Source organism: Tissierellales bacterium, from assembly GCA_025210965.1.
Lineage (GTDB): Bacteria > Bacillota > Clostridia > Tissierellales > JAOAQY01 > JAOAQY01.
On sequence record JAOAQY010000181.1, the window covers coordinates 20,721 to 36,779 of the forward strand.

A 16,059-nucleotide genomic window follows, 5' to 3' on the forward strand; every position below is an offset into this window, starting at 1 on the left:
CAAAAGTTACGCATATGTATTTACAAATAGTAAATTATGAAGTAAAATATGTATAGACAAACTAAATATATATATTTAGTCAAAACATTTATACTATATTTAGTTGTGAAGAGGATACTCTCTTTACATAATATAAAAGAAAGAAGGGGATTTAATGGCACATAGTCAATGGTGTGGTAATGATTGTTCAGAATGTACAAAAAACTGTGTTCTAGACAATTCAATACCTTGCTCACCTAACTGCTCAGATTTAGTAGATGATCTACCAATAGGAAAACACTGCATAAATTGTGATGCAATTATAGAAAGGAGTGATTCAAAATAAATATTCTCTATATAAACATCTTAATAATGGCTATTGTAGGTATACTTTTACTAGTCATATCTATAAAAGAAACAGCATTTTTTATTTTAGTCTACCTATTTGTTGTAGGACTTACATCATATATGTACATCCAAAGGGGAGAAATTGACCCTAAATATTTAGCACTTGTTACTGTAGGACTTTTTATACTATTTGCTTTTGTTATGTGGCTTATCCCGTTTGCAGCCATACCTATAATAGTACTAGTAATACTCTCTTTACTATTTCAAACATCATCAGTTATTTCACATGAATTATCTTATGAATACTATACTGATAAACCAATATACTGTGCTCACACAATACAAAAGGATGACTTAATAATATCCAAAGACACTGGTAAGATTTTCTTTGGTTTTTACATCTGTGATACTAAAGTATACGGAAGGTATTCAAATGATACCGTATATTTCTCAATATATGAGAACATACTAACAATTTATAATAATAAGAATATAGCACTTAAGACTTTTAAAAAGGAACACACCTCTTCAATATGGGTAGAAGAGGATGAGTTAATGGAGGCATTAAAATGAGTATTACTGTGAAGAGTTTCTTCAGTGGCATTGGTGGTATGGATCTTGGATTGGCAGAATCTGGATTAGAGATTGTTGAGTCATATGAGATTGATAAGAAAGCTTGTGAAACACTTAGAAGAAATTTCAAACATACTATCAGAGAATGTGATATTACAAAATTAACTGTTTTAGATCAGCCTCATGCAGATGTATACGTTGGTACTTTTCCTTGCCAACATTACAGTAAAATTGCAGATATAAATGGAACTAGAAATGGAGATGCTTTATTTTTAGATTTTTTCCGCCATATAGCTATCGCTACCCCTGAAATGTTTATAATTGAAAATGTTCCCGGAATGTTAAAGTTTAAAGTTGTTATGGAATGTTTTACAAAACTTCCGGGGTACTACGTAAGAGTAGAATGTCCTATCGATGCAAAAAACTGGCTTCCTCAAAAGAGAGAACGTGTATTTATTATTGGGACCAAGAAACCCTTCAACAATATTAGTTACCCGGATAACAATCCAGTGAAAATGAAAGACATAATAGAAGTAGGTGCAAAAGTTCATACTCCTGCTTATGTAAGTAAAAGACTTAACGGTAATTATAGAGATCTTCCGATAATAACAGACTTAGAGGGTATAGCACCAACATGTGTTGCACATTACAGTAAAGATAGGTCTACAAGATTAATTAATGATGGAATATCTATCAGACCATATTCAAAATTGGAATATGCACGACTACAAGGCTTTCCTGATTGGTTCTCCTTCTATGGAACCGACAATGATGCTTATAGACAGATTGGAAATGCAGTAGCAGTACCAGTTGCAAGATGGATAGGGAAAAATGTAATTAGATACTTTAACAATTACTTTAGAAACTATAATGATAAAGGGAGTGTGATTTTACAATGAAAAATGAAAACTCTAAGGAGAAAAAAGAGAAAAAACTAACGAAGGAGTTCACAATCTTATTTGTACAATGTGTAGCATTATTATTGATAGATCATTATATAAACATTGGAGCTTTAAGTTATGCACCTGCAGTATATTTTACAACTGAAATAATCAGCAATGTATTTGAATTTAAATATATTTCTAACTGGTTATTGCAACTAATTTGTTTACTAATAATATCAATAGTAATCGGTACCTTATTACCATTAGAAATATTTACTGCTATTTCATGTATAGGTCTAGTAATTTCTATACATAGAAATTAAAAACTAAACAAGTAATCAATCAATGAAGAGGATCCTTGTCCTCTTCTAATTTTATATTCAATATGACTAAGGAAGAAAAAGAAATGCTTGACCTATTTCCCTCTAATTTTTAACCATTTACTACTTAAGAAAGAAGGTATGCATATGAACACATTAAAAAAAGTTTTAAACAGTTTTAAACCTTTAAAAACGGTTTGTAAAAGTATATTCAGCAATCAAGGTTCAATAGTACTAGAATTTTATGTCTCACTAGCTATAATTCTTTTAATCATGCTCTTATTTGGTGACAGAACAAATACCTCTTCACTAGATACAGATGTTATAGTCCCATACTTAGTCCCAATGTTTTTAATAAAATAACTACTAATTGTATATAGGAGTAAACTACGATGAAAACTTAGTGTAAAAGATTTTATTTGATTATTATGCAATACTTAATCTATTTCATCTAAAATTGTAATCATTAACTACTTAAGAAAGAAGGTATGCAAATGTTCACATTTAAAAAAATTATAAACCGTTTTAAAACGTTAAAAACGGTTTATAAAAGTATATTCAATAATCAAGGTTTTATAACTCTTGAATTTATAATTATAATCACTCTGCTTGCTTGCTTTATAGGTTTCATTAGTGAAAAGAGTGGTTCGACATCTGGTGAGATGATTGATATAGTACCATATATAATACCAATGTTGTTTTTTTAATATTTTATACAAATAAAAGGAGATAACTATGAAGAAAGAACTTAATAGAAAAGAGAAGATACTTAACTCATACTCTTCTAAAATTGCAAATCTAATAGTCACTGAAACTAACATTAATTCAAGTAATAACGATTGTATAAGTGAACCAAATTCGTTTTTTAATACTGCTGATGAATCACTTATAACTTTATTCCTCATGTATATTAGATTTCCTGATCTAAACGAACCATTATCTGAAATAATTAAACCGTTAACTTATTTAATCAACTCAATAAGCAGTATAGACGACCTAGACTCCTTATTTATGAAAAGTGATGATAATCTCAAAAAACTATATATGAGCTCTGAATATTATGCCTCCTATTTAAGCTATATTGACAATGAAAACTTAGAGGTTCCAGTGAATCACTTATTTGAATCACATCATTTTTTTGGTGTTTTAAATAGTATCAAGGCTCGTCTTACTAAATTATCTCAGCCTATAGTAATGAAAAGATTAAATGATAGTATTTGGCTACTCGAATTTGAAGAATACCTATCAACTGATAAATCACTTATTAATCATGTAACTAAATCAGAGTTAGAAGATATATTGAGAATGTATGAGTCTAAGAGCAACTATTTAAACTTATCAGGCAATCTAGCGTACTTCATGGTTAATAGACGACTTTTTGAATTAAGTGAAATATCACCTCAGAAAAAAACACTCAATTACTCCAATATTATAACCCATATGTTCTTGTTTATACTTATAGCTATTATTTTTTGGCTGATATTTGTCAGATTAAAAATAAATATTGATGAAGTATATCGCGAAACCCCAACAATTGAGAATTTTTTTGACTGATTCTAATTAATTTACTTTCGGAATTTAATTAATTATCATCCTTCACGGAAAATTATTAATACAAAAGGCACAATATAAGCAATAGATAATTCTACTGCTATATTGTGCCTTCAGTGATTATACAAATTAAATCTACATGTGAAAACCTCAAGCGTTTATAGAGTATTTTAATTCTAGTCAATTTTAAAAACTCTGCTTAAATCACCTATATCAAAATCATTTATCCTAAAGAGATTTTCAGTATCATTCTTTGTTGCCCACTTACCCTCTTCATTATATGCTTCAACTTCTGACTATTAGATTCTATAGCCTTGCCTTGTATAGAATTTTGGTACTTATCACTATTAATATCCTCCCCACTACCAATATGCCTCCATACCAAAATCAATAGTATAGTCAGTACTACATAACTTAATAATTGCGATTTTTTTATTCTTGCTTGTGTCAATTTTCATTTATCTTCTCCTTATTTATATTTCTAAGCTTATTGTACTATCTCTTTAAGACGTAAAAAAACACAAAATGATAAATACTATTGTATTCTTCATTTTGTGTTTTTATTAATTAAGACGCTTCTTCTTGTGTCAAATAAGGATAAGTAATTGTGTCGATTTTGGAACGAATTACCTCCCTAGATAAATCAATCTTATCAACTTCATCTGATAAATGTAGTGCATAGAGATCATTATAAATTCCTAATATCAATTTATCATTCAAAAACAACGAATTTGTCTCAAATTTCACTCCTTCTAAATTTCTACACGGTAAAACTTCATACTTTACATAATCTATTTCTGGAGTTATATTCAATAGTTCATTGTTTTTTGTGATTAAATAATCCGGTAAGTTCTCAAATTTTGTGACACTATATATTCTTCTCGACTTACCCACTTTCCCCAAATACCTATCAGTAAAAACATGTCTAAAGACGAATAGACTTAGATCTATTATTTCCCCATCATAGACATTAACAACGTGTGGAACCTTATACATTACATTATCTTTTTTAATAGTCATATGACCTTTATAAAGGCCTGTATCTATCCCTTTATGCAAACATATCTGATGAACTAATCTAGCAATATATTCTTCACCATATACTGCCTTACAATTTTTTATTAAGTATGCAGAAAGTTTTTCTATAAACATTCTTTGCTCTGTATTCATAAACAATACCCCCATTATTCTTAAAAAAGGCACCGTGCCTTTTTTTGTTTAACTTATTTTTATTCTGAAAAAGGCACCGTGCCTTTTTTGTTCAACTTATTTTCATTCTTTAAAAAAGCACCGTGCCTTTTTATTTCACTATATATACTACTAGAAAAAGAGAGGATATGCTAGCAATATATATGATGCTAATCAGCAAAGATTAAATTATCTGAACAACTTATAGTGAAATTCTTTTTTTCTAAACAATTTGGACAATACCATGTATCCTCTTCAATATTAATAGGTACCGGGACTTGATTTAAAAAGAAACTGTCCGTAAATTTTATATTGTTCTCAAAGTAAAATTCAGATGTTGGGAGTATATTTATGTTCTTCCACAAGCTTTCCTTAAACTCTATAGTTTTCTTATGTACCACTGCTATGTTACCTCCACACTCAGGACATATTTTATTTCCCATCCTATCTACAATTATGAAAAGATTACTATAGAATTTTTCTGGATCATCTTCACTAAAATTAGTAAACTCACTAGTAAAAATAATAGGAACTGATAAATATCCATGCCTATAAACCGATCTAATAAACATTTCATTATTCTTGATAACATCCTTAACCTCCTCTTCAGGAACATGAATATAATTTTCTCTACTAATGTACATTCTGTATAGATCCTTATACTTATTCTTTATTGCTAGTCTTATACAGTCAATAGCCACATCCTCTGATATAGTGTTAGGTCCATTAACTAAACCAATTAGATCAGTTAGTAACTTAAGAATAGTACCAGGGTATTCATTAATTAACTTCCCGTACTCAAAAGTATCTCTTGTTATCTTTCCAATTAGTTCTTTATTAAATGTCAGTTGTATACCTATGCGTGGTTCTTTAATCTCAAAGCTAGATATACATGCTAATATTAATCCATTGTTATTATCTATATCTGATAAGAAATAAAATAAGTAAGGATGGATATCAATCAACTTATGAATATATTCTCTTATCTCTTCTATTTCATAAATATCTTTAATATCTTCCTCATATCCTTCAAAAGCTAGCATAAGATTATTTTTTCCCATGATCTTAGCCTTTTTAAAAGTTTCAATTACATCGTTTATTCTTTCATAATCCTTATTAACTACCTCATCCTTTGAAAATGAAAAATATATTAATTTATTTAATATATCTTCTTGTGTAACTCTATACATTACGTCATTCATAAGTTAACTACTCCTCCTCATTACCTATGGAATTTAAATTATTAATTACTGACATACTATCTCTAAGTGTTGAAATGTTCTCATCACGATTATTATTAAACATTGCTTTTAAACCTAGATTGAAATCTAATGAGTTTAGAGCCATGTCCATTCTTTTGCTTTCGTATTCATCTCTATCCTTCTTACCATGGTAACTAAAGAAATCGACAATAGGAACTTCCAATGCATTACATATCTTTTCTAATCTAACGATATTACATGTCCTTTTATTAGCCTCCAGGAGTGACATATATCCGGGAGAAATATCAACCTTCTTTGCTAACTCTTTTGAACTTAGTTCTTTTTCATTTCTCAGTTCTTTAATTCTTTTACCAATATCTATCACCATAGCACCTCCATATCTAATCAATTTAAAAGTTGCAATCTATCAATATTTATCTTCTGGCTATAACTAATATAAATAACACAATCAAAATAAAACGTTCTAAACCTTTTTAAACCTTTTATTTTCAAAATTGATTTTAGAACTGCAATTAAACATTTTAAAACTGTTTAAAACATTTTATTTTGAATAGTGTTTTCAAAACAATTGTAAATACTGGCTTTTATAAACCGTGAACATTTCTGTAGGGAATTTCACAGAAATTAGTAAAATAGTAATCACAGAATTATTAAATAAAGCTCAATCATCAGTGTTGTTGTAAGGCTCATATTTCGTTTTTAAGAACATTTAGTACTATATATACACAAATCATAAGGCTGTGTCTCAAATCGCTAAACAAGCTATCCTCATAACCCGGTTTTGTAACGTAACAAGAATATTTTACCTAAATTTAGCAATCTTGTTTTATTACAGAAAAATCACTTACTTTTATTCAAAAGATAATTATCAATTACCTCAAGAGATTTAGTGGAAATTTTAATTCCCTCTCTAAGAGAGAGCTCTATTGTTTCTTTCAAAATTTTAATAACCTCTTCATCTTGTAAAGAATTTTGATGTTGACTTTGGATTTTACTAAAAATCACATTTTGGATTTCTCCAATATACATTTCTATGGCTTCAGCATAATTTATATCAATTAAATTGTCCTCACTATTTTTTACTATCATTAATTTCCCTCCTGGCAAAATTAGATTCTTTGATTTGGTTATTACATAATCTACAGCAACTAACTTTATTTCTAATAGGATGATCATAAAATTGTGCTGAACCACATCTACAAACAATTAAATTATATATTTTCTTACTCATATATTTTAAAACCTCCTCCTATTAATACTTCACACTAATATAATACAACATATATATTTAGTCAGTCAATTTATATTGCTATTATATTTGCTATTTGTAAATAACATACATGAAGAGAACGATCTATATAACTCTATTAGTATTTGTTCCTAATAGTTTTAGAGAGTCACTTATATATTTGAGTAATTAATTAATACAAGAGTGTGTGTTTACTATATTCATATATAGTTATAGTTCATATATAGATAAGGTATTTATATAGAAGATATTGCAAGTTGAAAAATAATCGCTACATTTGTCTAACTAGAACGTGTATAGAGATTTAATAATGCTAAGAAATTAGAACAGTTATCTGTATAGTAGACTTGAAATTAGATTAGATGATTGTAATTAAGTTATATATCTAGAATGTTCTCTTATATATAAGTTATGTTTTTAGATTATCAACACTGTATAACATAAATACTTTATAAGTCATAAATTTGGAATGTAGATAAAGACAATATGTTATTAAGTTCTCATAAAAAAGGTATAACAATCAATCTAATTACGTACTTTAATCAAAATAATGAAGAGGAATATTAAAAAAGGGTAAAAAAAATAGAACCCTATATAAATTTGAGCACCACAAAAAGACCTGCATTACGTAGGTCACTAAAATAAATATTTAATTTTTGATGAAAAAATCTCATCAAGAGTCAGGAATAACAATTGGTAGATCAAGTGAATCATACTCAACAACAACTCCTGGTAATGTTTCACTCAGCTCTAAATTAAAAATAGTGTCACTCTTGTCCTCTTCTGACATATTGATTAAATGGTTTATAAGTCTAGGTATGATTGATTTCGTAGTAGCCATAACACCGCCAATAATAGAAAATACCTTCTTCAAGCCCTTTTTATAATATTGATTAATCAGTATAACAAGGTCGTTTAAGTCCGCAGTTGTATAATTCACATGCTTTTGTCTGCAGATGTGTTTAATTTTATGAAGCAGATAATGATTATTAGCGGTATGTCTAAATTCAACAGGATATTTTGCAATAGACATATCGAATTTAACCAGTGGTCCTTTTTTCCCCATAACTCTTGTGTTAGGGAAAAAATTACGAATGTTATAGCAGTAGCTATAAATAATAGCCATAGATTGTGATTTGATCCCTAACCAATCTGCAATAGTTTTAGCACTAGGCATAATTCTCTTGGAAGGGTCATAAATAGATAGAATTTTAAGACAAAGCTTCTTTTCATTAGCTTTAAGTCTCTTAAAATCCCATGTGAATAGAACTTTATGGTTTATGTTAAGGTATCCCTTAGCATAATCGCTGTTATCTTTGAATTGGTTATTAAGGATACGGACATCCCAAGCATCTGACTTAGAGGATTTAATGTATATAAACCCCTTCTCTTGTAAGCCAGTAAGAGCATTAAGAAAGCTTTGTGTAACTACCCCAAGCTCAAGGCATACATCTTTATAATACAAACCATCAACATTACCATAAACATCTTGTTTTAAGGCAATATGAAGTAATAAACTGATCTCAGTAGTTGTCATTCGCTCTGACATGATTTTATTAATTATTTTCTTTGATAGTTTAGTATTACCTGTAACTCTCTTAGATTTTGCCATATACTTAGCCTCCTTTCTGGAGGCATAAAAAAATCCACAGTTATATACAACTTCTATGTATACTTGCAGACCGGGAAAATGTAGTAATTTTAGGGTCTATAGACCAAAAAAACCACGATATTTTATTAACTTTTTTATTGTATAACCCCGATTTTTATGATAAAATTGGGGTATAAGTTAATAAATAAAAAGTTCTGGATATCCCGTTCTGTTCGATTGGTGTTTTATAATATACTCGCCAAAGTAAAAGATTATAAAACACAGGGTGCAGGGCTTTTTTTTATGCCGTTTTTTTAAAAAAATGTTTGCTAATTTATCTATAAATTACTAAAATACGAACGATAGTAATTTTTATATGTTAATTCCAATTATATTTAAAATATCCATTAAATGAGACAAACCCAAATAATGACAAAATGTAAAAATTAACCACCGTATCGTAGAAGTGGCTTATTTCAACTCTTTGAATAAATTGTATCAGATATTATTTAAAAATACAAACAAAAGAAAAAGAAAAATCATAAAAAAAATATGAACTCCTAAACCAGAACAATAGTTCTGGTTTAGGAGTTTTTTTATATTATATGGGAAATTTATAAGCATATCCTATTGTTACAATAATAAAGTATTCTAGGTATAAATTAATAATGAAGAGGTAAAGTATACTTTCAAGGTTATTTTTGAAATATTTCATTAAGTAGACAATAATGCAATAAATATGATTGTACTACAGTCTATAATATATTTCTTACATAATGATATATTAAAGTTCTGAGCTAATAGGTTATATTTTCTGATGTCACTAATAAGTACTTAGCAAATGAAAAGTAATCGATAGTAACTTCACTGAATATAATAGTGTTAGAACAGCTAGATAGAATAAAGACTTAATTAATAAATCAAAACTCTGTAATGATATTAGATTTATGGAGACGGTTTTCTGCTTACATTGGAGAAGGTATATGTATGGATAATAGTATAAGTTGGTTAAGATAGATAGGGTGAGTAAGTATATTAATTCTGAATATAAAAAGCTCGAAAGAATAATAATCTTTCGAGCTCGTAAAGGTGGTGATCCTACGATGAGTAAGAACACAACTAATTATAACATAAATGGAGATGATAAATACAATAAGTAGATAATTAGATCATTAAATATGAATCATTGAATAGATACATTTTAACTAAATGTTACCGTGTGTTACTGACATTTATAGACCCTACTATTGAGTTAGAAACACTTAGGATATTTTATACGTGTAGCTGTATTTATAAAGAATTGGACTTTTACATTAAGTTACATACTGATTAATCTAGAGTCACTGGATATTATGAATCGATAATACAAGTAATCTATTACTGAGCATGGGATGGAGAATAAGTAGAAAGTAGCATACTTATAAATGTATAAGCAATATATACTGAGACACATACTACTACCTTGTGGACTTAATTTTAACCCATGATATTACATAGTGTATATTTCTTAATAAAATAATTAATATGTAATATATATTTCCTATCAATACTGAGATACACAAAAAGGCAGGGCTAGATAAAAAGATATATATAGGAGTTTAAACTATAACGTAAAAATAAGTATATTAATACCTAAATGAATTAATAATTAAGTAGATATGTGGCTAAAACATAGACTGTTTTAAACTGTTTATAAAAGACATAAATTATGAGATAAGCTAATACCAAGTAATCAGTGTGATGTTTTTAACGGTTTATGTTGTGGGAAAAGCAAAATTTACAAAATGTGGAACCAAAAAATGCAAAAAATTAAAATAGGTTAAATATGGCTTAATATTGACTAAATTAATAAAACGTATAGAAAGGTATATACAAACTATATCATTTGAAAGTCAGTCATATCAATGATTACATGAACTGTCATAAACTGTTTATTATAACTGAAAGATAATTACATAGTTTATACTAGTATCTAATTGAGTTTATAGTGAAAAAAATGGTTTAAAACTGTTTTTAAACTCCAATCAACTTGAAATACAGTATTTTCAATACTTTCATAAACCGTATTAAAACTTTTATTAGTTCGCAAAATTCAGTAAAAATACTGAAAAATGAAAATTACAATCCCTAAATATTTACAAAAGAGCATATAGATAGTATACTATTATAAGACATAATACATTATTATTTTACTACTTACTAACAGAAAAAGTGCTTATACCCAATACAATCATAAGGGGGTATAGTGAACGTGAAACTATACAAGTATTTTGTGAAAGATAGCTTAATCAACATAGTAGAAAATAATCAACTAATTCATAATGCAGACATAAATATAGAGATAGAAGATGTAGAGGAAAAAATCCTTGAATTAGTTGAAATAGGTATACTTGAACCGTGTGCCTACATGGTAGAAGTTAATTCTTCTATCGTAAGTGTACTCGATACGCTTACTCAATAAGGGTGTTTATTTTAAGATACTAGAAGTGTTATAAGATTTATAAAGGATTTGGAATAAATATAAGAATTTATAGTTATAAATATTTTTTGAATATTGAAATTAATAGTGTATTAGTGCGAAAGTTATAGATCAGGATTGTCTCCTGGTCTATTTTTTTTTACTATTGTTGAAGTAGCAGTTGCTATAGTATAGCAGAAAAAGTGGAAAAATGGTAGTAGGTAAGTATATAAGTATGGTACTTTTTATGTTCGACTATTAAACGCTTGTAACTATTAAAAATTCAATGATATAGCTTTAAAAATAGAGCAATATAATTGTCACCAGTATTAGCACATATGTTAAGTTGCATAAAGTTATTATAGTAGTTGTCATCTTGAACATGATAGAAGAAAGTGGTAACATAACAATATATATATTGTGTAATTGTAGTGGGAGGTATACAGTGGAGATGTATTTATTAAATAAGATTATTAAAGAAGGGGATAAGTATATATTTTATTCTAAACAAGAAGATCTATTCTTGAAAGAAAGCGTTGAAGAGTATTTATTGACCAATGAAGAAGGTATATTATATATATCAAAAATTTCAAAAAGTAACCTAAGTTCTTCACCTGTATTTAAGGAAGCTGTTGAAGAATTATATACTATGAGAAACATAAACTATAATTCAATTGAACTTAATCAAATGAGCAGTAGACTAAAAGTACAAATAAGAGAAAATGGGAAGTTAACAGGAAAATATAAAAATGGTATTGAGTTTGACTATACTAATATTTTTAAGGTGGTGAAGAGTTGATTTTGATTAGTAATAAAATTGAAAAGTTAATCGAAAAAATAGTTGACCAAATTCATGGCAAAAAAGTAGATATTTTTTGTTGGGTCAGCTATTTTATTATTAGTATCGCTACATGTATAGTAATGTGGATAATAAAAAGGACTATACAATCAGATGATGCATTGATTCCAAATATTATGAACACATACATATATTTATTACTCATTATATATCCTCTAGGAGTATATTATGTATCATTGATGGGAAAGTTCTTTAGTGCCCCATCAAGAAGAGTTAGTATTTTGGTTTTTTCAGTTTTCTCAACAATGGTATTTGTAACAGGTTATATAATTCAGTTAACAAATTTAAGTTTCAGTAACTGGGTGTATAGTATTAATAATATCGATGTTATACCAAGTAGTTTAATGATAGGAAATGTTAGATTAGTAACTTTTGGAGTGCCACTACTTATTATTTGTCCAATGGCAGGTTTAATTCTTCAGATAATAAGTGATAAAGACATCAAGAAAGAAATAAGAAAATATGAAGTGGAATTATTATTACCAACTGTTTTTGAGGAGAATGATGTATCCATAGATATAAAACTGTGTAAAGACTTTGATACAGGTAAAGACTGTATTGTTCCAGAAAAAAAAATGTTTGAACATGTTTACCTACAAGGTGGCACTGGTTCAGGAAAAACTTCAACTTTTATCATACCATTTTTAGAGCAATTGTTTTATTTGAAAGCAGAAATAAGAGAAGGTATGAAAAAAATTGCATACTCTTGTTTAGAGGATAATATCGCAATAATAACTAAGCCGATCACTAATAATTGGTTTAATAAGAATTTTAACATTAATATGATTGAACCAAGAGAAGGAAATAGAGATGAGTTCATTAAGAGATTTGAAAAATATATAATTGGTATAAGAGATTATGATGAAAAGATCATTGATAAAAAGTCGTATGGTGGAGTAATTGAATTACCAAAGATATCTAATGATGATAAGTATAAAATAACTATAAATATATTAAAAAATAATATGGAATTGGAAGAGAAAACAGTAGAATACACAAATAAGTTGTTAAGTCTTGATATATGTTATGAAAGCTCTAAAACAGTTTCTATAATGAATAGTCAGATATTAAAAGATATCAAGGATGATAATAAAAAAGTAGATGAAATTTTAAATAATGATATTGTAAATGAAGAATATGATGATGAAAATGTTCTTATTACTTTACCAGAACTGGATGATAACAATTTAGTCTATCATGTTATAGTTAATAAACATGGTTCTGGAAAAATTATTTTTAGAAACTTGGGGCTATGTGTTATAGCTCCAGATGAGGGATTACCTGCAGAGGCAGTAGAGATAGCAAAAAAATACGGGTTTGATATTCATAACATAGATCCTACAATGAGTTCAATTAAGCGAGGAGTATCTAAGTTCAATCCTCTTAAGGGTGGACGTTCTGACAAAACAGGTGATATTATTTCATCAATTTTTGTTGGTATGGATAATGCAGGGGGGAGTAATAAAGGCAACTCCTATTTTACAAATGCATCAGTAAGAGCGATTAGAAATACAATTATTTTACTTAAAGAAATGCATCCAATATTATACGGTAATGAACCAACCCTTAAGGATGTTTATGATTGTATTTCTGATCCAAGTAAGGTTATACCATATGTTGAAGCTATGAAAAATGATAAAAGTAAAAAAGTATTATGGAGCAGTGTAATATCATATTTCGTTATAAATTTTTATCCTCCTAAGGTAGATGATAAAAATAATGTAATTAGAGGAGCTACTCAAGGTTCGCAAAGAAAAAAAACCGAAGAGGCTATTGGTGGAATTATAAATCAGCTTGATAACTTTATTACTAGGAAAGAAGTTTCTCATATATTATGTGATAATGACAATAGTATTGATTTATACGAAGCTCTTGAGAATGGTGATTGTATTGCTATTGCAACACGACAAAACGAATTAGGTGAAAGGCTAGGCAAGGCATTTGCCATGTTCTTTATCTTATCTATACAGAATGTAGTGTTAAGCAGATTTTCTGAAATGGAGAACCCAGAAATTCCTTTTTATTTAATTATCGATGAGTTTGATTTCTATATTAATGAAAATACCAAAGTTTTTTTTACTTTTGCAAGAAAATACAAATGCTCTGTGACTATTGCATTACAGGGAATGTCACAATTGGATTCCATATCCGAAGAATTTAGAAAGACAATATTCACAAATACAAGTACGAAAATACTATTACCAGGTTCTGAACTGGATGATAGAAAACACTGGAGTGAGTATTTAGGATATTATAAAAACTTTGAGATGCAGACAGGTATAATGTCTACCTCAGTACTATCTGATAGTCCTAAATATAGTGAGACACACAGAGGGACAATGAAAGAGGAATCTATAATTTCAGAGAAAGATATACAAGACCTACATTTCAAGGAAGCTATTTATGTATATACTAACAAGAAAGGTAGATTAAAACGAGGAAAAGGTATTACTGACTTTGTTCAAATGCGTGAGGACCCTAATAAGTCAAATTTCAATTTTGAAAAATTCAATCCAGTTCATGAGGCTGAAAAATTATTGTCTGATAAGCCAGTACAGGAAACTATAGAAGAGGTATTAGATATAGAGTTAACACCAAACAATATTAATACAAGTATTGCCACAAATAGTGAAATTCCATTAGAGATTATAGAAGCTATTGATAATCAAGAAAAAGAAATTCAAGATTTATCATTAGTTGATGTTAGTAATCTAGAATTATTTATTCCTGAAGAAGAAGGTAGTGAAAATTTCTCAGATGAAAACAGTATGGAAATAAGCTTAGATAATGATGTATTGATTTTAGATAGCAGTAATACTGATTCGGATGAAATCATTAAGAAAGAAAATAAGGAAAAGAAAAATGTTATAGATAATAGTTTACTATTGAAGGATATAGACAATTTAGTATTCGAGGATAATTTAATAATCAATGAAGATTATGATATACTGAATAGTGAAAGCGTAAAAAAAGAAGAAATATTGAATATTAACTTAAATAGTATTGATATAACAACAAGTATGGAGGGAAAGAATGAAGTGTAAAAATTGTGGGAGTTCTGATTTTGAAGAAACTTGGATTGATTACCCGGCGAAGATTTACGATGAAATTGAATATATTGAAACAGAGGGTTTTGAATGTTTAAATTGTGGGGAGCAAGTTTTAGACAGAAGAAGCGAAGTCGGACTTCTTAGAAAAATTGATAGTTTAAAAATAAAACATTATATAGAGAATAAAGATAAGTTCGTACCAATTATTGTGAGTAGCCTTAAGAAAATAAGAATGGGAAAGGAAATTTCACAAAAACTCGTTGGCCAAGCATTAGGTATTACTGAACAGCGATTTGGTTCAATAGAACAACCTCTTAATACACCTACATTGAAAACAGTTCTACAAATTGCCGATGTATTAGGAGTAACAGCTGATGATTTATATAAGATTAAACATTTAGAAAAAGAAGAATACAAGAGATTGAGAGTATTGAGACACACTGTAAACGGTTTTGAAGAAGTTGAGGGATTATCAGAACTGTATGTAATATATGATAAGCTAACAATAGACTTGAATAATTGCCATGATAAGAGCGAGAAGAAAGAAATAAATATAAAGATAAAGAAAGCTCTAGCAGATATTCGAGAAGTATCGAAGTTAAATAAATGCATACTAAAAAGAGAACATCATATAGATGTTGAAAATTATGAACTTTGGTTAAAATATAATAACTAAAATAAAGCATCATACTTTCTTTAATGACAAGTAAAGTATGATGCTCTATTTTTTTTGCAGTAAAACGGAAGGTTCGAAAATAAAAAAAGGCACCGTGCCTTTTTTTTGTT

The 16,059-nt window shown here is 28.3% G+C and carries 15 protein-coding genes; 9 read left to right on the forward strand and 6 right to left on the reverse strand.

All coding sequences use genetic code 11. The annotated features are described in order from the left end of the window. Nucleotides 1-351 precede the first annotated feature (351 nt). The 5 genes from N4A40_12585 (at nt 352) to N4A40_12605 (ending at nt 3,658) form a co-directional block, all read left to right on the forward strand. Nucleotides 352-900, forward strand: a complete 549-nt coding sequence (locus N4A40_12585; GenBank protein MCT4662690.1) for a hypothetical protein — start codon at nt 352-354, stop codon at nt 898-900. Next, nucleotides 897-1,799, forward strand: a complete 903-nt coding sequence (dcm, locus tag N4A40_12590; protein MCT4662691.1) for a DNA (cytosine-5-)-methyltransferase — start codon at nt 897-899, stop codon at nt 1,797-1,799. Before N4A40_12585 ends, dcm begins: the two co-directional genes overlap by 4 nt. Further along, complete coding sequence (locus tag N4A40_12595; protein MCT4662692.1) at nt 1,796-2,107, forward strand: hypothetical protein; 312 nt, start codon at nt 1,796-1,798, stop codon at nt 2,105-2,107. The genes dcm and N4A40_12595 overlap by 4 nt, the downstream gene beginning before the upstream one ends. A 491-nt stretch (nt 2,108-2,598) precedes the next feature. Further along, nucleotides 2,599-2,811 carry a hypothetical protein gene (locus N4A40_12600; GenBank protein ID MCT4662693.1) on the forward strand — a complete coding sequence of 71 codons (213 nt, stop codon included), beginning with the start codon at nt 2,599-2,601 and terminating at the stop codon, nt 2,809-2,811. Between the two features lie 28 nt (nt 2,812-2,839). Beyond that, nucleotides 2,840-3,658 carry a hypothetical protein gene (locus N4A40_12605; GenBank protein MCT4662694.1) on the forward strand — a complete coding sequence of 273 codons (819 nt, stop codon included), beginning with the start codon at nt 2,840-2,842 and terminating at the stop codon, nt 3,656-3,658. A 220-nt stretch (nt 3,659-3,878) separates the two neighbouring features. On the opposite strand, the gene N4A40_12610 is transcribed toward N4A40_12605, so the two are convergent. The 6 genes from N4A40_12610 to N4A40_12635 all read right to left on the reverse strand — a co-directional run bounded on the left by N4A40_12610 (nt 3,879) and on the right by N4A40_12635 (nt 8,927). Further along, nucleotides 3,879-4,106, reverse strand: a complete 228-nt coding sequence (locus N4A40_12610; GenBank protein ID MCT4662695.1) for a hypothetical protein — start codon at nt 4,104-4,106, stop codon at nt 3,879-3,881. 116 nt (nt 4,107-4,222) lie between these two features. Further along, complete coding sequence (locus tag N4A40_12615) at nt 4,223-4,825, reverse strand: hypothetical protein (protein MCT4662696.1); 603 nt, start codon at nt 4,823-4,825, stop codon at nt 4,223-4,225. 188 nt (nt 4,826-5,013) lie between these two features. Beyond that, nucleotides 5,014-6,045 (reverse strand): hypothetical protein, encoded by a 1,032-nt coding sequence (locus N4A40_12620; protein ID MCT4662697.1) that lies wholly within the window; start codon nt 6,043-6,045, stop codon nt 5,014-5,016. Between the two features lie 7 nt (nt 6,046-6,052). Then, nucleotides 6,053-6,430 carry a helix-turn-helix domain-containing protein gene (locus tag N4A40_12625; protein ID MCT4662698.1) on the reverse strand — a complete coding sequence of 126 codons (378 nt, stop codon included), beginning with the start codon at nt 6,428-6,430 and terminating at the stop codon, nt 6,053-6,055. A gap of 476 nt (nt 6,431-6,906) precedes the next feature. Beyond that, nucleotides 6,907-7,155, reverse strand: a complete 249-nt coding sequence (locus N4A40_12630) for a hypothetical protein (protein MCT4662699.1) — start codon at nt 7,153-7,155, stop codon at nt 6,907-6,909. An 833-nt stretch (nt 7,156-7,988) separates the two neighbouring features. Beyond that, nucleotides 7,989-8,927, reverse strand: a complete 939-nt coding sequence (locus tag N4A40_12635; protein MCT4662700.1) for a hypothetical protein — start codon at nt 8,925-8,927, stop codon at nt 7,989-7,991. Between the two features lie 2,230 nt (nt 8,928-11,157). On the opposite strand from N4A40_12635, the gene N4A40_12640 reads away from it, so the two are divergent. From N4A40_12640 to N4A40_12655, 4 genes are all read left to right on the forward strand, one after another. After that, the gene (locus N4A40_12640; GenBank protein MCT4662701.1) at nt 11,158-11,367 is read left to right on the forward strand and encodes a hypothetical protein; all 210 of its coding nucleotides are present in this window, start codon (nt 11,158-11,160) and stop codon (nt 11,365-11,367) included. Nucleotides 11,368-11,809: 442 nt separating this feature from the next. Beyond that, nucleotides 11,810-12,163: a hypothetical protein gene (locus N4A40_12645; GenBank protein MCT4662702.1), complete on the forward strand. Its 354-nt coding sequence runs from the start codon at nt 11,810-11,812 to the stop codon at nt 12,161-12,163. A 2-nt stretch (nt 12,164-12,165) separates the two neighbouring features. Next, nucleotides 12,166-15,267 carry a type IV secretory system conjugative DNA transfer family protein gene (locus tag N4A40_12650; GenBank protein ID MCT4662703.1) on the forward strand — a complete coding sequence of 1,034 codons (3,102 nt, stop codon included), beginning with the start codon at nt 12,166-12,168 and terminating at the stop codon, nt 15,265-15,267. Then, nucleotides 15,257-15,949 (forward strand): helix-turn-helix transcriptional regulator, encoded by a 693-nt coding sequence (locus N4A40_12655; protein MCT4662704.1) that lies wholly within the window; start codon nt 15,257-15,259, stop codon nt 15,947-15,949. The genes N4A40_12650 and N4A40_12655 overlap by 11 nt, the downstream gene beginning before the upstream one ends. The last annotated feature ends 110 nt before the right edge of the window (nt 15,950-16,059 follow it).